19 protein-coding genes are annotated in these 18,610 nt (G+C 61.8%); 5 read left to right on the plus strand and 14 right to left on the minus strand.

Annotated elements, in window-relative coordinates; translation table 11 throughout:
* Positions 1-16: 16 nt before the first annotated feature.
* From ACV7NN_RS07800 to msrA, 6 genes are read right to left on the minus strand one after another with little or no spacing between them, the layout of a single operon-like run.
* Positions 17-373 carry a hypothetical protein gene (locus ACV7NN_RS07800; RefSeq protein WP_463349004.1) on the minus strand — a complete coding sequence of 119 codons (357 nt, stop codon included), beginning with the start codon at positions 371-373 and terminating at the stop codon, positions 17-19.
* Between the two features lie 33 nt (positions 374-406).
* Positions 407-2,302: a transketolase gene (locus ACV7NN_RS07805; protein ID WP_463349005.1), complete on the minus strand. Its 1,896-nt coding sequence runs from the start codon at positions 2,300-2,302 to the stop codon at positions 407-409.
* Positions 2,303-2,330: 28 nt separating this feature from the next.
* The gene (locus ACV7NN_RS07810) at positions 2,331-2,588 is read right to left on the minus strand and encodes a DUF6510 family protein (RefSeq protein WP_463349006.1); all 258 of its coding nucleotides are present in this window, start codon (positions 2,586-2,588) and stop codon (positions 2,331-2,333) included.
* The gene (locus ACV7NN_RS07815) at positions 2,585-3,307 is read right to left on the minus strand and encodes a ferredoxin reductase (RefSeq protein ID WP_463349007.1); all 723 of its coding nucleotides are present in this window, start codon (positions 3,305-3,307) and stop codon (positions 2,585-2,587) included. The genes ACV7NN_RS07810 and ACV7NN_RS07815 overlap by 4 nt, the downstream gene beginning before the upstream one ends.
* Entirely contained in the window at positions 3,304-3,897 is a 594-nt protein-coding gene (locus ACV7NN_RS07820) for a molybdopterin-dependent oxidoreductase (protein WP_463349008.1), read from the minus strand. The genes ACV7NN_RS07815 and ACV7NN_RS07820 overlap by 4 nt, the downstream gene beginning before the upstream one ends.
* A 51-nt stretch (positions 3,898-3,948) precedes the next feature.
* Positions 3,949-4,461 carry a peptide-methionine (S)-S-oxide reductase MsrA gene (gene msrA / locus ACV7NN_RS07825; protein WP_463351260.1) on the minus strand — a complete coding sequence of 171 codons (513 nt, stop codon included), beginning with the start codon at positions 4,459-4,461 and terminating at the stop codon, positions 3,949-3,951.
* A gap of 333 nt (positions 4,462-4,794) precedes the next feature.
* On the opposite strand from msrA, the gene ACV7NN_RS07830 reads away from it, so the two are divergent.
* Entirely contained in the window at positions 4,795-5,412 is a 618-nt protein-coding gene (locus tag ACV7NN_RS07830; RefSeq protein WP_463349009.1) for a TetR/AcrR family transcriptional regulator, read from the plus strand.
* A gap of 11 nt (positions 5,413-5,423) precedes the next feature.
* A complete protein-coding gene (locus tag ACV7NN_RS07835) occupies positions 5,424-7,310 on the plus strand; it encodes a Na+/H+ antiporter NhaA (RefSeq protein ID WP_463349010.1) in 1,887 nt (628 codons plus the stop codon).
* Positions 7,311-7,628: 318 nt separating this feature from the next.
* Here ACV7NN_RS07835 and ACV7NN_RS07840 read toward each other — a convergent pair whose 3' ends face one another.
* From ACV7NN_RS07840 to ACV7NN_RS07850, 3 genes are all read right to left on the minus strand, one after another.
* Positions 7,629-8,132: a hypothetical protein gene (locus ACV7NN_RS07840; RefSeq protein ID WP_463349011.1), complete on the minus strand. Its 504-nt coding sequence runs from the start codon at positions 8,130-8,132 to the stop codon at positions 7,629-7,631.
* Between the two features lie 529 nt (positions 8,133-8,661).
* On the minus strand, positions 8,662-9,606 hold the full coding sequence (locus ACV7NN_RS07845) for an NADP-dependent oxidoreductase (RefSeq protein ID WP_463349012.1): 945 nt from the start codon (positions 9,604-9,606) through the stop codon (positions 8,662-8,664).
* Between the two features lie 230 nt (positions 9,607-9,836).
* On the minus strand, positions 9,837-9,998 hold the full coding sequence (locus ACV7NN_RS07850; RefSeq protein ID WP_463349013.1) for a hypothetical protein: 162 nt from the start codon (positions 9,996-9,998) through the stop codon (positions 9,837-9,839).
* A gap of 208 nt (positions 9,999-10,206) precedes the next feature.
* Between ACV7NN_RS07850 and ACV7NN_RS07855 the strand changes: the two genes are divergently transcribed.
* A complete protein-coding gene (locus ACV7NN_RS07855; RefSeq protein ID WP_463349014.1) occupies positions 10,207-10,977 on the plus strand; it encodes an SDR family NAD(P)-dependent oxidoreductase in 771 nt (256 codons plus the stop codon).
* 138 nt (positions 10,978-11,115) lie between these two features.
* Positions 11,116-11,511, plus strand: a complete 396-nt coding sequence (locus ACV7NN_RS07860) for a thioredoxin family protein (protein WP_463349015.1) — start codon at positions 11,116-11,118, stop codon at positions 11,509-11,511.
* A gap of 133 nt (positions 11,512-11,644) precedes the next feature.
* On the opposite strand, the gene ctaD is transcribed toward ACV7NN_RS07860, so the two are convergent.
* From ctaD to ACV7NN_RS07875, 3 genes are all read right to left on the minus strand, one after another.
* Positions 11,645-13,387 carry an aa3-type cytochrome oxidase subunit I gene (ctaD, locus tag ACV7NN_RS07865; protein ID WP_463351261.1) on the minus strand — a complete coding sequence of 581 codons (1,743 nt, stop codon included), beginning with the start codon at positions 13,385-13,387 and terminating at the stop codon, positions 11,645-11,647.
* A gap of 71 nt (positions 13,388-13,458) precedes the next feature.
* A complete protein-coding gene (locus ACV7NN_RS07870) occupies positions 13,459-14,373 on the minus strand; it encodes a ferritin-like domain-containing protein (RefSeq protein WP_463349016.1) in 915 nt (304 codons plus the stop codon).
* 768 nt (positions 14,374-15,141) lie between these two features.
* Positions 15,142-16,047: a ferritin-like domain-containing protein gene (locus ACV7NN_RS07875; protein ID WP_463349017.1), complete on the minus strand. Its 906-nt coding sequence runs from the start codon at positions 16,045-16,047 to the stop codon at positions 15,142-15,144.
* A gap of 423 nt (positions 16,048-16,470) precedes the next feature.
* Between ACV7NN_RS07875 and ACV7NN_RS07880 the strand changes: the two genes are divergently transcribed.
* The gene (locus ACV7NN_RS07880) at positions 16,471-16,923 is read left to right on the plus strand and encodes a GNAT family N-acetyltransferase (RefSeq protein ID WP_463349018.1); all 453 of its coding nucleotides are present in this window, start codon (positions 16,471-16,473) and stop codon (positions 16,921-16,923) included.
* 436 nt (positions 16,924-17,359) lie between these two features.
* Here the strand turns inward: ACV7NN_RS07880 and ACV7NN_RS07885 are convergent, their stop codons facing one another.
* Both ACV7NN_RS07885 and ACV7NN_RS07890 read right to left on the minus strand, forming a co-directional pair.
* Positions 17,360-17,998, minus strand: coding sequence for a TetR/AcrR family transcriptional regulator (locus ACV7NN_RS07885; RefSeq protein WP_463349019.1), 639 nt, complete (start codon positions 17,996-17,998; stop codon positions 17,360-17,362).
* Positions 17,995-18,468: a hypothetical protein gene (locus ACV7NN_RS07890; protein ID WP_463349020.1), complete on the minus strand. Its 474-nt coding sequence runs from the start codon at positions 18,466-18,468 to the stop codon at positions 17,995-17,997. Before ACV7NN_RS07890 ends, ACV7NN_RS07885 begins: the two co-directional genes overlap by 4 nt.
* Between the last annotated feature and the right edge of the window lie 142 nt (positions 18,469-18,610).

Consider the following 18,610-nt stretch of genomic DNA (forward strand, 5'->3'; position numbering starts at 1 on the left):
GCGACCGATGAATCGTTCATACCGACTCTGTCGTGTTGGGACCGTTTCGCTCCAGCTGCTGGACGTCCCAGTAAAGGCACGCGACGAGGTCGTGGGCGGGACAGTGTGGTGCTTCATCCGCGTCGGAGCTCGTCGCTAGCCGGTCGAACTCGCCGCGGGCTTTTGACAGCAAGACCACGAATTCCTGTTCGTTGACCACGCAGCCTTCAACGCCGAGCCATTCGGTGAGCAAGGCTTCGACGTCTTCGTGGTAAACCCTCGATTCCGCCCAGACACGCTGAACGATTCCGGCGATCTGGTCTTCGCGCGGTGCCGGCCCGGCTCCGTCCATTACCGGAAATGTCTGGACGGGCTTCGGTTCTCTGTTTCTCATTTGTCTTTCTCCTTGCTGGTCTGAGCAACTGGTTCAGCCACGATTGACCAGGCGCTGCGCGGCTTGGCTGATTGCTTCCCGGTCGATGCCGGCCGCTGACAGCAGTTCGGCAGTGGTGCCGGATCCGGGTAGGTTGCGCACGGCGAGGTGTTCGATGCGAACGCGTTCTTTCGTGCCGGCGGAGAGCGCGGTGAGCACTGCCTCGCCGAGTCCGCCTTCCGGGTGATGGTCTTCCACGACCACGATGCGGCCGGCTGTGGCATCGACAGCTTCGCGGATGGTGGCTTCGTCGAGCGGTTTGATCGAGTAGGCATCGATCACCATCGCCCTGATCCCCATGTCGGCGATGATCGCGGCCGCGGCGAGGCATTCGTGCACCGTTACCCCTGCGCCTACCAGGGTGATGTGGTCGCCCCCGCTCGAGAGCAGGGTCTGCGACCCGCCGATGCGGAATGCAGTCCCTGGGGTGTAGAGAACCGGATACGCACCGCGGGTGGTGCGCAGGTAGGAGACGCCGTGCCGGTTCGCGAGCAGCTCGACGAGCGCCTGGGTGCTGACGGCGTCACTCGGATAGAGGACAGTGGAGTCGTAGATCGACCTCATCATGGCCAGGTCTTCCAGTGCCATCTGCGACGGCCCGTCGGCGCCGATCTCCACCCCGGCGTGCGACCCGACCAGCCGGATGTTCGCTCCGGAGATTCCGGCCATCCGTATGAAGTCGTGTGCTCGGGTGAGGAACGCAGCGAAGGTTGATGCGAACGGGATGAAGTTGCGCACGCTCAGTCCGGTGGCCGTTGCCACGAGCTGCTGCTCGGCGATGAACATCTCGAAGAAGCGGTCGGGGAACACTTTGGCGAACGTGTCGGTGCCTGTCGAGTTGCTCACTTCGCCGTCGAGTGCGACCACGTTGCTGCGGCGCCGGCCGAGGTCTGCGAGAGCGTCGCCGTAAGCCGTCCGGGTCGCCACCTGCGCTCCAACGGTGTAGACGACCGGCTCGACATCATCATCCAATTCGGAGTCTTGAACGATGGCGGCCGCGCGTCTGGTCGGCATGGGGCCGCGGACCAGCAGGTGGCGTTCACCGCCGAGCTCGCGGATCGCCTCTTGAGCCAGGTCGGCGGGCAGTGCTTTGCCGTGCCAGCCTTCCTGATCCTCGATGAGTGAGAAGCCTCGGCCTTTGATGGTTCGGGCGAGAATGACCGTCGGCCTGTCCTCCGCACCCCCACACGCGTCCGCCATGGCGGCGTCGATTTCTTCAAGGTCGTGTCCGTCGACGCGGATGACATGAGCGCCGAAGGCCTCGAACCGTCGAGCGTAGATGTCCAGGTCCCAGCCGAACTTGGTCGGTCCGCGTTGCCCCAGTCGGTTGACATCCACCACGGTGATGAGGTTCGAGAGCCCGTAATGGGAGGCCGTGTCTATCGCCTCCCAGATGGATCCCTCTGCGAGCTCGCTGTCGCCACAGAGTACCCACACGCGGTAGGGCAGCTTCTCGAGATGACGGCCGGCAAGTGCGATACCGACGGCGTCGGGGAGGCCTTGCCCGAGCGACCCTGTGGCGAGATCCACCCACGGGAGAACCGGTGTCGGGTGTCCCTGCAGTCTGCTTCCGAAGCGGCGGTATTCGTTGACCAGCTCATCGTCGGTAATGGCTCCCACCGCCTTGTAGACGGAGTAGAGCAGCGGAGACGCGTGACCTTTGGAGAAAACCAGGTGGTCGTTGTCCGGAGTCCGTGTGGCACGGTCCCAGTCGTAGCGGAAGTGCCGCCCGATAAGGACAGCGAGCAGATCGGCGGCGGACATGCTGGAGGTCGGGTGACCCGATCCTGCACTTGTGCTGGATCGGATGGAATCCACGCGAAGCTGAGCTGCCAATTCAGCGAGAGTTGCCAAATCTGGATTCGTGATGGGTGTCTGTTCCGGGTTCATGCTTGTGGTTCTCCGTTAGTTCGGTCGGTCATACGTCGATGTCGATCCAGCGCAGCCCGCGCATGGCGAGACGGCGTCGCGGAGTGCTTTCGACGAGCACTGCCAGGATGTTGTCGCAGTTGCGGCAGCGCATCACGAAACCCATCGGCAGCCCGAACACCAGCGATCGGGCCAGCTCTGCGATGTCGCCACAGTTCGCGCATTGGCCTTGCATGACCGTGATGTCGAGATTGAAGACGTCGCGCAGCGCCCCTGCCACGACATTGCCATCGAGGAAGTCGCTCATACTCCACCGAACCTCTCTGTGCGAATGGTCTCCGGGCTGTGGCCCAAAGAGCCAAGGTTTCGAGACACCCTCTCGACGAATCCGGTTGGTCCACAGATGTAGATCCGCGCGTCGTCTGTCGGCGGGATCACCGCACTCTGCAGGTCGGCGGTAGTCAATCGTCGCGGTTCGTCCTCCCATCCCGGCGGTGCGAGCCGGGTGTAATGCCAATTGACGTCCACGTCGTCTCGCAGAAGAGTCAGTTCCTCCCGGTAGAACGCGTCGTCCGGGCCTTTCAGCGAGTAGAGGAGCCGCATCGGCGTTGTGCTCCCCGTACGCCGATGCTCGCGCGCCATCGCGAGGAAAGGGACGACACCAGAACCGCCGGCGATCAGCTGTACGGGGGCGCGAAGCGCTTCAGTCCAGACGAACCAGCCGCCGAGCGGTCCCCGCAGTTCCACTGAGTCGCCAATCTCGAGACCGTCTACCAGGAACGGGGAGACCTCGCCGTCAGGAAGTTTCTCGATGCCGAGTTCCACCCGGGTGCCGGGGCCCGATGACGCGATGGAGTATGACCTGACGGCTTGGTATCCGTCCGGCGCTGTGAGTCGGACGTCGACGTGCTGCCCGGCGCGGTTGCCGGGCCATTCCGGTACGTCGAAGGTGATGCTGCGGGCGGCCGGGTTCAGAGGCACCGCTGCGACGAGCGTTGCCACGTACCAGGGAGTGCTTGGGCTCATGAGTACCGCTCTTCACGCCACGGGTCGCCGTGGAGGTTGTAGCCGAGTTCCTCCCAGAACCCGGGAGTGTCATCCCGTTGCATTTCTAGTCCGCTGACCCACTTTGCGCTCTTCCAGAAGTAGAGGTGGGGTACGAGAAGCCGTGCGGGGCCGCCGTGCTCCGAGGGAAGGTCGTCACCGTCGTATTCGATGGCGACCCACGCTTTCCCACCAAGGATCTCGTCCAACTGCAGGTTGGTGGTGTACCCGCCGTATGAGTGGGCCATAACGTATTCGTACTCCGTCTCGACGCCGTCGAAAAGACTGTCGAGCGAAACTCCCCGCCAGTGCGTTCCGATCTTTGACCAACTCGTGACGCAGTGGATATCGGTGGTGATGTCTTCGATGGGCAGGTGGTGCAGTTCTTCCCAATTCCAGGTGTGAGTCTTCCCGGATTCGGTCCGGATGAAGAACTGCCAGTCATCGGTGTCGATGCGTGGTGTCGGCCCGGCCGAAAGCACGGGGAAGCCTCCTGTGAGGTGCTGCCCTGGCGGGAGGTTGTCGTCGGGCTCGGGGCGGTGGCCGGTGAAGCCACGTGTGAACACTGCCATGATCGTTTCTCTCTCGTCAGTCGAAGGGTTTCGGGCTCGAATGGGACGCTGTCAGGAGGATTGCTGCTGACGTTTCGGCAGTTTCCGGTCGGGGCGGACGTAGTGGCAGGTGTAACCCGCCGGGTCCTTCTGCAAGTAGTCTTGATGCTCCTCCTCGGCTTCCCAGAAGTCACCTGCGGGTTCGACTGTGGTGACGACCTTGCCCGGCCAGAGCCCCGATGCGTCGACGTCCGCGATCGTGTCCACGGCCACCTGCCGCTGATCTTCCGATGTGTAGAAGATCGCCGACCGGTAGCTTCGACCGATGTCGTTTCCCTGTCGGTCCCGCGTCGACGGGTCGTGGATCTGGAAAAAGAATTCGAGAAGGTCGCGGAAACTGATCAGATCGTTGTCGAAGATGATCTCCACGCTCTCGGCATGATCGCCGTGATTACGGTAGGTCGCATTCGACGTATCGCCGCCGGAGTAGCCGGTGCGGGTTCGGAGGACGCCTGGCTTCTTTCTCAAGAGTTCTTGGGCGCCCCAGAAGCATCCGCCGGCCAGGATCACACGTTCTGTACTCATTTCTCTGCTCCTTATGTTCTTGCTCGGATGATGCCGGCGTGTGTACTGCTGCAGATCGTCGTGCGACACAAGCTCGAAGTCGTACTCGGACGTTTGCACGCCGGAATTTTCTCCGGAGGTCGCAGGGTCGGCGGTGAGGTAGACGATGATGAGGATGTGCTCCGGCAATCGGCCGAAGGCTCGTCCTTCCGCGTCGGTGGGGACGAGGTGAGTCGGTCCTTGTCACCGATGCCCTGGCCGAGACGCTTCGCCCTCTTTCCCGATCTCGCTGGAAGGCATGAGACATTCCTATCGAGTAGTGAATGTAATATCGAGTCCAAAACAGGAGGACCAGTGACCCAGATCGCGCCAGCCCGTTCGTTGACTTTGAAAGGCGAACGGACCCGAGCGAAAATCGTCGACACGGCTGCTGGGCTGATGCTCAAAGACGGCGTGGCTGGGACCACGATCGAAGGAGTTTGCGAGACAGCGGGGGTTGGCAAGTCGCAGGTTTACCACTACTTCGATGACAAGAGCGAGCTGGTTCGTGCGGTGATTGAGCGACAGGCTGAGCTCATCCTCGGCGGCCAAGAGCCGCACCTGGCCAATATTCGCGGATGGGAGAACTGGGAGGCATGGCGAGATTTCGTGGTCGACATCCAGAGGACTGGCGGCTGCATCGGGGGCTGCCCGCTCGGCTCGCTGGCGAGTGAGATGGCGGACGCGGACGAACTGACGCGCATGGTGCTTTTCAGGAGCTTTCGACGGTGGGAGCTGGCCTTTCTTGGCGCAGTTCAGCAGACGAAAGAGCTCGGGCTGATTCGGATGGAAGCGGATACGACTCTTCTCGCCATGACCCTGCTTGCCGCTCTTCAAGGTGGTCTGCTGCTGTGCCAGACCTCCAAGGATGTCTTCCCACTGGAGATGTCGCTCAACGGCGCCATCGGCTACTTGCGGACATTCGCCGCGTAGCGGGTCGACGGGTGATAGAGGAGAAACAACCGTCGCCGGCTTTTGACGGTGGAACGGTCTGGATTCGCAGCGTCGGTTTCCAGGTGGCCCGATTCGTGCGGACGGAGGCAGCCAGCTCAGCGCTTTTGATCTTTGCGATCGTCGCCGCGTTGATCTGGGCCAACGCCGGTGGCGGAAGCTACCAGGCCTTCTGGGGAACCGAACTCGCGATTCAAGTGGGCAGCGCCCGCCTCGAACTCACCTTGGGTGAGTTCGTGAGCTCGGGACTGATGACCTTTTTCTTCCTCGTCGTCGGTCTCGAGGCGCGCCGGGAGTTGGACCTCGGCACGCTACGCGAGCGTCGCAGAGTGGTGCTGCCGTTCGCCGCCGGTATCGCCGGGATGGCGCTGCCGATCCTGATCTTTCTCTTCTTCAATGCGGGGACGGAAAATGCGCATGGCTGGGGCGTGGCGATGTCGACCGACACCGCTTTGGCGCTCGGGCTGGTCACCCTCGTGGGACGTAACCTCCCGGAGCAGATCCGAGCGTTCATCCTGACCGTGTTCATCGTCGACGATCTGGTCGCTCTCGGGGTTATCGCCTTCGCCTACAGCGGTCACGTCGAGATGGTGCCGTTGCTCATCGCTGTCGGTGCGTTCGTCGCCATGCTGGTGATGCAGCGCGTTGCCTGGGTGCGCTGGCTGGCGCTGCCTGCGGCACTGACCGCCTGGGTCGCCCTGTTCTTCAGCGGCGTTGACCCCATTGTTCTGGGGTTGATCGCCGGTCTGACGACACCAGCCTACGTTCCGGGGCGCATGACCCTGGAGGATGCAGCCGGATCGTTCCGCCGTTTCCGTGAGCAGCCGACCCCCGAGTCGGCCCGTCTCGCCGCCCTCGGGCTCAAGGGCGCCCTTTCGATGAACGAGCGGCTCCAATCGACCTACCTTCCCTGGACCAGCTACGTGATCGTCCCGCTGTTCGCGCTGGCGAATGCGGGGATCTCGCTCGACCCGTCTTTCCTGCTCGCAGCTCTTACCTCTCCGGTCACCCTCGGAGTGATTGTCGGCTATATCGTCGGTAAGCCGGTGGCCGTGCTCGGCATTTCCGCCGCCATCGCCTGGTTGAGCAAGGGACGGCTGCGGCCACCAGTCGGTTGGGTCGGAGTCGCCGGCAGCGGGACGATCGCGGGCGTCGGCTTCACGGTCGCCGTACTGGTGGCTGGTCTGGCATTCACCGGCCAGGCCCTCGCAGAGGCGAAGCTGGGAGTGCTGATCGCCGTACTGGGAGCCACGGCGATGACCTGGGTGGTATTCCAGCTGACCTCACTGTTGAGCCCGGAACAACGAGCGCAGGCCCTGCTGGGCGATTCGCCGGAACTGACCGATCTGGCCGTCGCCGTTGATTCCGAACGCGATCACGTGCGAGGGGATGTCAGTGCTGTCGTGACGGTCGTCGAGTACGGCGACTTCCAGTGCCCGTATTGCGGCCGCGCCGAATCGGAGGTGACTCAACTGCTCTCCGACGGGGACATCCGCTTCGTCTGGCGAAATCTTCCTATCGCGGACGTCCATCCACGAGCCCAGGCGGCCGCTGAGGCTGCAGAGGCTGCCGGTGCGCAGGGTGCCTTCTGGCCGATGCACGACCTCCTGCTCGCGAACCAGGACGATCTCGAAGAGGAAGCCTTGCTCAGCTATGCATCGACCCTGGGCCTCGACGTGGATCGTTTCCGTCACGACATTGCCGAAGGAACCTTCCGCGCCCGCGTCGAGGAGGATCTGCTCGGCGCCGATCTGAGCGGCGCATCGGGGACGCCGACCTTCTTCATCAACGGGCGCAGACATTACGGCGCCTACGACGTGGACAGCCTGCGGGCCGCCGTCATGCTCGCACGAGATCGCGCCGGCGCGCTCACCAGCTGACTCGGCGAGGCCTTCCGCGACCGGGCGGCTACCTATCCGGCCCGTCGCCGGCGAGTGACCCTTCAAACACGCGTCGCGTCATCATCCTGTCCTTTCCCATTCGGCGATCGGCATCTCGACGAGGGCGGCCGACTCTGTTCTTTCTGGCCTCCGAGCTACCTGCCTGTTACGACCTGTCCTGGTTGTCGAGGGTGGCCTGTTCGTTGGAATGAGCTTCCGCGTACGTGAAGGCGAGTCAGTGTCGGCAGGTCGATACCGGTCGTGATTCACTAGCGGGCGCGAGACATGAGGCACCCCAGGCCGCGATCTGAGCAACCGTCACCCCAGCAGGTCGTCGAGGCGCCCGACCAGCCATTCGGCTCGCAACGTCGAGGCAAGCGCACGCGTCGGGGCGTCGAGCAGTGAGTCCGTGCGCTGCATCGCCTCAAGAATCGCAAGCGCGGCGCCGAACACTTCGAGTGCAGGTACTGTATCGGCGGGCCCAGGCGCGCGCGCGAGTGCCACGATGTCGAGTGCGACGCTACCTGCCGCGGCACACGCGATGACCGTTCCCAGGTCGACGGCCGCGGCCTCCTCGGTCGCTGCGGCAATTGGCTCAAGGATGGTTGTCGGCTCGCCCGACATGGAGAGGAAACGCATCGTCGCTGACCACTGGTTCGATCCCCAGAAGAGCTGACGAGGGTAGCCGCCGTCCATCGTCACACGAAGAGACCACGTCCACGGCGGCTCGCCGCTGTGTATGACCGTGAGCTCGACGCCACTCAGAATCCGCACGACCTTTTCCCGCACCGATTCGAGGATGGCTCGTTCATCCGCGAGCATAGGACCCCTCGATTTGTGTCGTATCGCGGCGACTGGCACGGATCTCATCGCTCCAAGGCCCCGTGGCGCTCGACCGGGAAACCGGCAGGAGATCGGTCTCGAACCAGGGATTCTTCGCTTGCCAACGAAAGCTCAAAGGCGACGGACGCAGCAGCGGAGTTCGCCCCCGCAACGCGTCGATTCGGGCAGCGGAGCCAAGTCGCTGAAATCGAGCGCCCTGGGGCACCTCCGCCGAGTCGCTCGCCGCACCGTAATCTTCATCGTTCGACACTGTCCATCTTCTCTCGCAGCCAACCGAACTGTGCGGCATGCACGATTGATCAGTCTGAACCAGCTCGACCAGAAAATTCAAGCGGAGGCAACAATCCTCGCCGCCGTCGCGGCCCTCCTGGACAAGAACGTACCTCAGGCCGCGCGACCGCTGATTGAGTTCCTCCGCTGCGTCTCAGTAAGCCTGGGAGCGCCTACGTTGCATGGGCACTCCCGGCTGGTCGAAGACGGGTGAGGTTCAGACCACTGGTTTGTGCCACTACGCGGCGGTGCGGTCCGACTCGGTGGGGCCGCTGAAATCGATGACGTATTTGATGCCTCGGGAGCGCCCGGCCGCAACGATGGCTTCGGTTGCTGGCGCCTGTTCGGCAGTTACCGTGGTGACATCGAGGCTGAGCTCTCCTGCAGCGGCGAGCTTCACAAGCCGCTCCAGATCGGCGCCGTCAGGGACGATGTAGAGGTTGTTGGTGGTGATCCCGCGAGTCGGCTCCGGCGCGTCTGATGTCAGGGAGGTCAGTCGCCCTCCGTCATCGATGAGTTTGATTGCCTCCTCGGAAGTGCCGTCAGCGGCGATAAGCACCGCGTCGAAGCGGCGGCTGGTCGTCCGACTCCAGTCCTCGGCGTGAGAGTCGATCAGATCGACAGCGCCGAGCCTCTCCAGGCGATCGCTGTGACGGGGGCTCGCCGCTGCGACGACTTCAGCACCGGCAAGGACGCCGAGGCGGATCGCCATGACGGCGGTAGGGCCGGAACCGACGACGAGTAGGCGGCTACCGGCACCGATCTGAAGCTCTTTGAGCGCCTGGCTCGCAGTGAGAGCCGCAACCGGCAGAGCGGCTGCGATATCTGGGCTGAGGCCCGACGGCATCAGGGCCGCGCTCGAGGCGTGGACGAGGATCTGCTCGGCCCAGAATCCACTTCCTCCGGGCAGCGGAGTGTCGTGCACGACGACCACGTCACCGACCTTGAAATCTTTGACCTCCGAACCGATTGCGATGATGCGGCCGACGCCTTCGACGCCCAGCGCTGCCGGCGGCTTCAGCTCGACATCCCAGCCGTTGGTGATGTGTAGCAACGCGTCCCATGGACCGATGCCGGCAGTGATCGTCTCGAGCAGAAGCTCACCTGCCTCCGGCTGTCGAGGTGTGGGTAGGTCGAGGACCTCGACTGCCCCGTTTACCGTTTGGGCTCCGATCCCGATCATGATGTTTCTCCTATTCTTCGACACAACGGTGGGGCGGCTGTCCTCACGCGTTCCGCCCGCCCGGGCGTTCGCGACTCCGCGGGCTTACTTTCATAGTGCAAGTGTTCCTCGAACGGCTTGCTACCAATAGCCCGACGCGTGTCATTTTTCGGCCCTAAAGTTGCAGAAACTCCGTTGTGTGCTGCAGTTCGGTGGCTAATTCGCTACCTGGCTCGTCGTGCCGAACTAGCTCACAAGCCGTCGATGCTTACCTCACACGGCGGCCGCCGATACGGGCCCGCTGACTTCCGGTCCAGCATGCCGCGGACGAAGTCGTGGCTGACGAGCGATCCGCAGTGCCCTTCGAGAACTTCGATGAAGTTGACGATCACCGGGCTGTCGGCGAACAGCAAAACCTCGTCTAGCCGGCGACACGATTACTTCTCCCCGCTGTCCTCGCGCTCCTTTCCCGCGACAGACCAGAACGGCGACTCGAGGCCTCTCACAGCGGCGACCGAGCAGATTCGTTGACGGCTTTTCGCTCTGTACTCGATATTACATTTTGAGGGCGATAGGAATATAGTGCGGCAAGCGTTCGCGGGCAGACGGAGAGTGATTTGTATGGCAACAGGCTTTGAAGGTAAAAAGTTGGTAGTACTCGGGGGCACTAGTGGAATCGGGTTTCAGACCGCGGCGGACGTCGTTGCGGCGGGCGGCAGTGCCGTGATCGTTGGCCGCCCGGGACAGAAACTCGATGACGCCGTGGCGAGCCTGTCGCGCTCGGGCAGCGTGTGGCCGATCTCGGCTGACCTGACCGACTGGGACCAGGTCGTCGAGACGCAGAAGGAGCTGGCGCAGAGTCATTCCGATGCCACCCTCCTTGTCAACTCGGCTGGGCTCGTTCGGCTCAAGCCCTTCCTCGACCACGACGTGGCGGACTACGACTCTTATCATGACCTCAACAGGGCGACTTTCTTCCTCACTCAGACGGTCGTCAAGGGTATGGTCGCGGGCGGGAAGGGTGGTGCGATCGTGAATGTTGGCGCGATGTGGGCATATCAAGCACTCGCCGCGACGCCTTCGTCGGCATTCTCGATGGCCAAGGCCGGCCTGCACGCCCTCACGCACAACCTTGCGATCGAGCTCGCCAGCGAGGGCATCCGCGTGAACGCGGTGGCGCCTGCCGTCACCAACACGCCCCATTTCGACTGGATCCCCGTCGAACAGCGGGAGGCGGTGCTACAGCAGATGGCTGGCTTGCACCCACTGGGCCGAGTCGGCACCCCGCAGGACGTGGCCGACGCGATCATTTTCCTCCTCTCTCCGGCGTCGAGTTGGACCACGGGCGCCATCTTCAACGTCGACGGCGGTGTCATGGCCGGCCGCAACTGAAGTCGAGCCGCTCCAAGGAAACCAACGGTACGGACACCGCGCTTCGCGCGACCGCATTCCGCTCAGAACCAAGTGAACAAACCATCCCACGGCCGTTTGCGCTGCTTCGACCTTGGGCTTCCCACGAAAGGTTAACCAATGCCAACGATCGAAGTCACCGAGTCCAATCTCCAAGAGCAGATCGATAAAGGAGGGATTCTTCTTCTCGATTTCTGGGCAACCTGGTGTGGGCCGTGTTCATCCTTTGCCCCCATTTACGAGTCTGCATCGGCGACGAATCCGGACATTATTTTTGGGAAGGTGGATACCGAGGCGGCGCCCGGACTTGCCGAAGCTGCCGGAATTAGCGCTATCCCCACTCTGCTCGCGTTCCGCGACGGAACTTTGGTCTTCGCCCAAGCAGGAGCACTGCCCAAACCCGCGTTAGATCAAGTCATTGAGCAAGTTCGAGCGCTCGACATGGAGAAGGTGAAGGCGGAAATGACCGCTCACCCCGATCACGCTGCGCACTCATCGGGTGCCGACATCGCGTGAGCGTGCGCTCTCACTACCGGCGACCATCCGTTCGTCCCTAGCATTCGATCTGACAGTCCTCGAACGGGTGCGTCGCCGGGCAGCGGCGTGCTGGTTCCCAACCTACAAAAAGGCGGAAGCTGCCGCTCCATCCTTACGCGGTTTCCTCGGTTTGCGGCCGAACGGGGGCGTCTTTTCCGGGGCCGATGCCGATCGGGATTCCTGCCTCGGGATGGTTCATGTCGAACGCCGGCGACTCCGAGCGAATGCGCGGAATCGATGTGAAGTTGTGCCGCGGCGGCGGACAGCTGGTCGCCCACTCGAGGGAGCGGCCGTAGCCCCACGGGTCGTTGACCGTTACTTTTGGCGCGTTGCGCGCGGTGAGATAGACGTTGAGGAAGAACGGGATCATCGAGATGGCGAGGAGGAACGAGCCGACGGTGGACACCTGGTTGAGCCAGGTGAAGCCATCGCTCGGTAGGTAGGTCGCATAGCGGCGAGGCATTCCCATGACGCCGAGCCAGTGCTGGATCAGGAACGTCGTGTGGAATCCGATGAACAGCAACCAGAAGTGCCACTTGCCGAGCCGGTCGTTCAGCATCTTGCCTGTCCACTTCGGCCACCAGAAATAGAAGCCGGCGAACATCGCGAAGACGACGGTGCCGAAGACGACGTAGTGGATGTGGGCAACGACGAAGTACGTATCGGAAATGTGGAAGTCCAGCGGTGGGGACGCCATGATCACGCCGGTCAGTCCACCGAAGGTGAAGGTGATGAGGAACCCGATCGCCCAAAGCATTGGGGACTCGAACGTCAGCGATCCACGCCACATCGTGCCGATCCAGTTAAAGATCTTCACGCCGGTCGGAACCGCGATGAGCATCGTCAGGAGCGAGAAGAATGGCAGGAGGACCGAACCGGTCACGTACATGTGGTGAGCCCAGACCGTGACGGACAGAGCCGCGATCGCGATCGTCGCGTAGACCAGCGTCTTGTAACCGAAGATCGGCTTGCGGCTGAACACCGGGAAGATCTCCGACACGATGCCGAAGAACGGAATCGCGATGATATACACCTCGGGGTGTCCAAAGAACCAGAACAGGTGCTGCCAGAGCAGCGCGCCACCGTTTGCGGCGTCAAAGATGTGTGCCCCGAATATCCGGTCTGCGCTCAGGGCAAAAAGTGCCGCAGCGAGCACTGGGAAAGCCATAAGCACGAGGATTGAGGTCACCAGGATGTTCCAAGTGAAGATGGGCAGCCGGAACATGGTCATGCCTGGGGCGCGCATCGTAATGATCGTGGTGATGAAGTTGACCGCGCCGAAGATGGCGCCGAAGCCAGAGAGAGCCAACCCTAGGGCCCACAGGTTAGTACCGATACCGGGCGAGAAGGTGGTGGACGATAAGGGCGCGTAACCGGTCCAGCCGAAGATTGCCGTGCCCGCGGGAGTGAGAAATCCGGATATGACTATCAACGACCCGAAGAAGTACAACCAGTAGGCCAAGGCGTTCAGTCGTGGGAATGCGACATCGGGGGCACCGATCTGCAGCGGCATGATCACGTTCGCAAAGCCCGCGAACAAGGGAGTCGCGAACACCAACAGCATGATCGTGCCGTGCATGGTGAACAGCTGGTTGTACTCGTCTCTTGTCTGCACGACAGCGAGGCCCGGCTCAAAAAGCTGGGCGCGAATGAGGAGCGCGAGTACTCCGCCGATCAGGAAGTAGATGAACGAGGTGAATAGATACAGGTATCCGATCGTCTTGTGATCAGTGGAGGTGACCCACGACGCCAGAACGTTCCCCCGGCGCTGCGCGTGCGAAGAGATTGGATCAGGCTCCGGCTCGACCAGCAGGGCCGGAGCCTTCCGTCCCAGTTGGGCATGTTGTGACGTCATCAGCGCTCCCGAAAGTTGAACATCGTCCAGTGACACTCGAGACTTCTTCGCCCATTCGTACTGCGCGACGGTCAGCTATTCTGTCCGCTCTCCCGCAGTTCACCGTTCAGCCCGTCCGGGTAGAAACCGCCTGAGGTGGCGCGTACCGGGGTCAGATAGACGATGTTGAGGATGTGCTCCGGGGAACGGCCGAATGCTCTACCTTCGGCGTCCGTCGGGACGAGGTTCAGGGACTCGCTGTCTCCAATGCTCTGGTCGTCACCCCCCACACCGTCGACTGCTCCGCGCACGTTGGAGATCTTCGCGACCGCGTCGAATACGGCGTCGTTGATCATGCCCTCGTTGTAGAGCGAGGTGCGCACGATGCCCGCATGGTACGCCTCGGTCGCAAGCATCCCTGCCGCCGCGTCAAGATAGGTCTTGTTAGCGATAAGTGGGGCAGCACCCTTGAACGCGGTGACGCCGACGTCCTCGAACAGGAACGCCCCAAAGAGGAAGTTCAGGTCGTTCGCGTACGCGTCAAAGGTTTCGCCCGGCTTGATCAGACCGGCTGCCAAAGCGGCGGCAGTAAAGCTCTGGTCAAGTGAAATGCTCGGCCGAGCTACCGCCGTGTTTCCGAGGGCATCGCGAAGGAACTTGACGTGAGCTCGTTCATCACCCGCGATCTCAGCTGCGATCCTGCGGATGACCGGGCTCTGAAAAGGGACAGGCCGTCCGCCGCTGACTTCTCCGCGCGTCCCGGTTCCTGTTGTCATCTCGTCGGGCAAAGTCTCCCCAGACGCGCGGAGGTAGAACTCCGCCTCAAGATATTCGAGGTTGAGCGCAAAGTTCAGGATGCTCGCATCACTGATTTCGGACGATTGCGCGTTCTGTCCGGACTCTCCGTTCGCGGCAGCGGCGACCATCGCGGAAAGCCCCTCCCGATCCGCATCTGTTTCCCCGCTTCGGTTGACAGCCCGCGAGAGGAAATCGTTGTTTTCAGACACTGTTTATCCCACCTCTTCCGATACTCCGGCCAGTGGTGGGAGGGCATGTCATCTCGGTGGACGCGCCATCACTTCAAGCGCCTCGTATGCTTCCCACCCGCGACGCCGTCGGGCCGGCGGACACGTTCGCTCGGCTTCCTTGTCATACCCGTCTTGGGTACAACTCCATTAGAGCCCCATGGGCGTGTTATGTCGAGTGGAGGAAACGGGTTTCGTTTGCAACATTCCGCCCACCGCGCTGCAGCCCATGACATGGCCCGGTGCAATGCAACCGGGTCACCATCAGTCCAAGCTGACAGCGAACCGGAACGTCGATGTACCAGAACGTAGAGGCGGCGACGCTATCGGGCATCACGTCGTCGCCCTTCCAGGCTTGCAGTTGCGTCGATCGTCGATTCGACCTGCTATCTGGACTAAATCAAACACTACGGCGCGGCCGCCACCAGAGGCAACCCTCACGAACGTCGTCCGCGTCATTCGGTTGCGGATGAGGTCACCGCCGGCCGCAAAGACGATCTTGACCCGATAGATCCTCTGCCATTGAGGCTCCTCAAACGCGGGCGCCCTGTGGAGAGGATCTCGATCAAGTGCGTGACACTTCGCAGCAGCCTCCTGCAGCGCTCCCGCCCGAGCGTTCGGGTCGATTGCAGCAAATCAACACACCATCTTGGTGGCCGGGCGATCCAACTGAATCGCCCGGCCGCAAAAGCTGTCGCTGTGAAGAACCGTGTCGTGTTACGGCTGGTGTTCACAGCTCAGCTGTTGTGATCACGCGTTTTGACCGCTTTCACGCAGATCACCGTTCAGGCCGTTGGGGTAAAAGCCGCCCGAGGTGGCGCGATCAGGGGTGAGGTAGACGATGTTCAGGATGTGCTCGGGGGTACGCCCGTATGTGCGGCCATAATCGTCGTTCGGGATGAGGTTGAGCGTGGTGCTGTCACCTATGCTCTGGTCATCGGTTCCGACTCCATCGACGGCGCCACGTACGTCTGAGATCTTCTGAACTGCCGCGAAAACGGTGTCGTCGATCATGCCTTCGTTGTACAGCGAGGTTCGGACAATTCCGGCGTGGTAAGCCTCCGTTGCCAGGAGACCCGCCGCCGCATCAAGATACGTCTTGTTTGAGATGAATGGCGCTGCTCCCTTGAACGCCGTGACGCCCACGTCTTCGAAGAGGAAGGCGGCGAACAGGAAATTGAGGTCGTTCGCGTATGCGTCAAATGTCTCGCCCGGTTTGATCAGTCCTGCCGCAAGTGCTGCTGCCGTGAAGCTTTGATCAAGAGAAATGGCGGGTCGTGATACCGCCGCGTTCCCGAGTGCGTCGCGCAGGAATGCGACATGGGCACGTTCATCGCTGGCGATCTCTTCAGCGAACTTGCGAACGACCTGATTCTTGAACATGACCGGTCGTCCCCCGCTCACATCGCCGCGCGTGCCCGTCCCGGTTGTCATTTCGTCGGGTAGGGCGGTCCCGGTGGCGCGAAGGTAGAACTCTGCTTCGAGATACTCCAGGTTCAATGCGAAGTTCAGGATTGACCCGTCGCTGATCTCGGGCGCGTCTGATATAGGGTCCGAGTTGGCCGCGGCTGCGACCATCGCGTTGAGGCCTTCGCGGTCTTCCGGAGTCTCGGCGCTGCGGTTGACTGCATTGGAAATGAATCCGTTGTCTGACATGGTTTCGACCTTTCAGTGTTGCGTTTCTTTGGAGTCACCGGTCGTATGGGTGACGCTGTAGACGACCCTTGATGGGCTGTCAAGCTCAATTTCTGCCAGCACCCGCTTAAGCTCATGTCTACCCTAAAAGGACGTATTAGTCCACTTGCTCGAGTTGAAAGCGTCCCTGTACAGCGACTAATCGCCATATCCTCGAGGTGAAAAGACAGTTGTCTGGATCCTCGTCATGGAGTGAGCTTCAGTCTTGGCGGAGCGAAATAATCGAGACCAAGAAATGCATACTTGCCGGACGAGAGGACGCTCGCATATTCTGGACGAATTAGTTCCGTCCACACGCCGCGCCACGCACTGAAGTCGCGCCCGCGGTTCCGATTATCGTTACGCACGACCCGGTCTGGTCACGATGAGTGAAAGGAGATATCTGTGGAAAGCGCCCCGGAGCCAACACGATACGCGTTCGAGTATCCCGAGGAGACCGGATACGCCAGCGGGAAGTGCGCCCTCAGCGTTCACCAGGCCGTCCTCATTGATGAGGTAATCGATGGCCCCCATGCGCCCGCATTCGAGTTCTACATGATCAACGACGAGAAAGCTGGCGTCTACGGGGCGATGGTCGGCGACCTCGAAGTCGCCGGTCTGACGTACAACGCTACGGGCGAGGACCGACTCGTCTTGCTGGCCGTCTCCGTGTATCCGGAGTTCCGCGCCAAAGGCCTTGCCACCGAACTTATCGGACGTGTCCTCGACGACGTACGCACGCACGGCAAGACGGTCACGATCCTCTGTCCAATTGTGCGCACGTTTATCGAACATAACCGCGATTACGCCGACCTCGTCAATCTCAGCCATCCTGGAGTGACAAGACGTTCAAGTTGACCCCCGAGCAATCTTCAGCACTGAAAAGCGTGCCAACCTGGATCAATGTCGATGCCACCTCGACGTGTGGAGTAGGGCAATCGCTTGGGTTTCGGCTTGCACCCACAGCCAGCTGCTAGGTCGCCGTCGCCGTACAGTTCAAACCGTCTGCAATCGGTGTTTCGATTTCGGCCGACTCCTCGATTGGGTGGATCTGATGTTCACTGCTGACCCGCCACGCCTCGAACGTGAAGCTGCGCGGGCTGCGCACGCTCCACCATTCGGACGATCACGTCCAGATATGGTCTACGCGAGGCAATGCAGAGTTGGCGTTCCATAAATTGGAGGAGCGGGTCGTCCAGGTCTCGCGAGGTGCGCGCGACTAAAAGTGAATGAGGCGAGAAGGGTGGAGCGAGCAGTGGACGTGGTCTACGGTCACTGGCCTGTCCGGGAGTTGCTATCGCATCGAATCAACGCCTGAGAGGCTTTCAACGTAGGCCAGTGCCATGTCGATCGATGTTGCCATCGGCGTCACATCTCGAGCGGCCTGGGCCAGCATGTACCCACCCTGAATGGCACCCACGAGCCCGGTCGCGAGCTGGTCGACCGGCGCATGAGGTGAAAGCGCTCCGCCGTCTTGAAGCCTGCGCAACGCACCCGCTAGGAGTCCCTGCCATTCGATGAAAAGTTGAGAAAGGGCCTGGCGTGCGAGCTGGTCGTTCTCGGATACCTCAGAGACGAGCGAACCCAGCGCGCAGCCGTACGACCCGTGTTCGAGGGCGTTGTTCTGGATCAACGCGTCACGCCAGCGTCGCAGGCCTGAGGTCGTCGACACATGGTCGAGAGCATCGCGCTCGCGCTCCATTATTCGTTGGCCGACGTGGTCGATGACAGCCCGCACCAGCGTGTCCTTGCCGTCGAAGTGATTGTATAGCTGGGACTTGCTCACTTCACTCGCCGCTATCACATCGTCGAGGGTGGTACCGCTGACGCCCCGGACGTGAATCAGGTCGGCCGCCGAGGAGACGATCCGTGCACGCGTCCTTGCACCGCGCGCTGTCAGGCGTTTGCCATTGTGCATGGCAGCTGTCGTCATCGCACGCCTGTGCTGCTTAGAGGGCAACACGTTCCTTGTTCCTGCGGGTTGTTGTCGTCGCCGACCAGAGTCACAAGTGCAAGGTCGAGCGCAGCGTTCAGCGGTCGATGAGTTTGTGCGATATGGCTTAGCGTGCTGCCCCCATGGAGGGCGGCGAGTATGAGTACGGCCGTCCTCTGGACGTCGACATCCACCCTCGGGTTCCGCACGGAAGTGCGCTCGGTTCGCTTCGTTCCTCCGCCCTTTAGCAGCCGGCGGACGGCCTTGGCGATGAGTTCGCGCCATTGGTCCAGGAAGTCAGCACGGTCAGCGGCACCATCGGTTTGCCGCAAGGCCAACGCGTACGGCGACCGCGCGCTCATGACCTCCTCTACGACGCGGCGCCGCCAAGCGGCCAGCATCTTTCCGGTCGTTACCTCTGCCAGGCATACTCTTTCGCGGGCCAACACCTCGGCGAAGCATGCCTTCATGAGCCCTCCTATTGGGTTCGCCCGCGCACGGTATTCCTCCCTATTATAGGACTATACGGTCCTGTTGCGTCATGGAAGTGACGCCTGATTTGCTGTCGAGATGGCTGTGCACAAGGGCGCCAACTATCGTTTTGAGGGTCTT

The organism is Leifsonia sp. Ger2509, assembly GCF_055231915.1.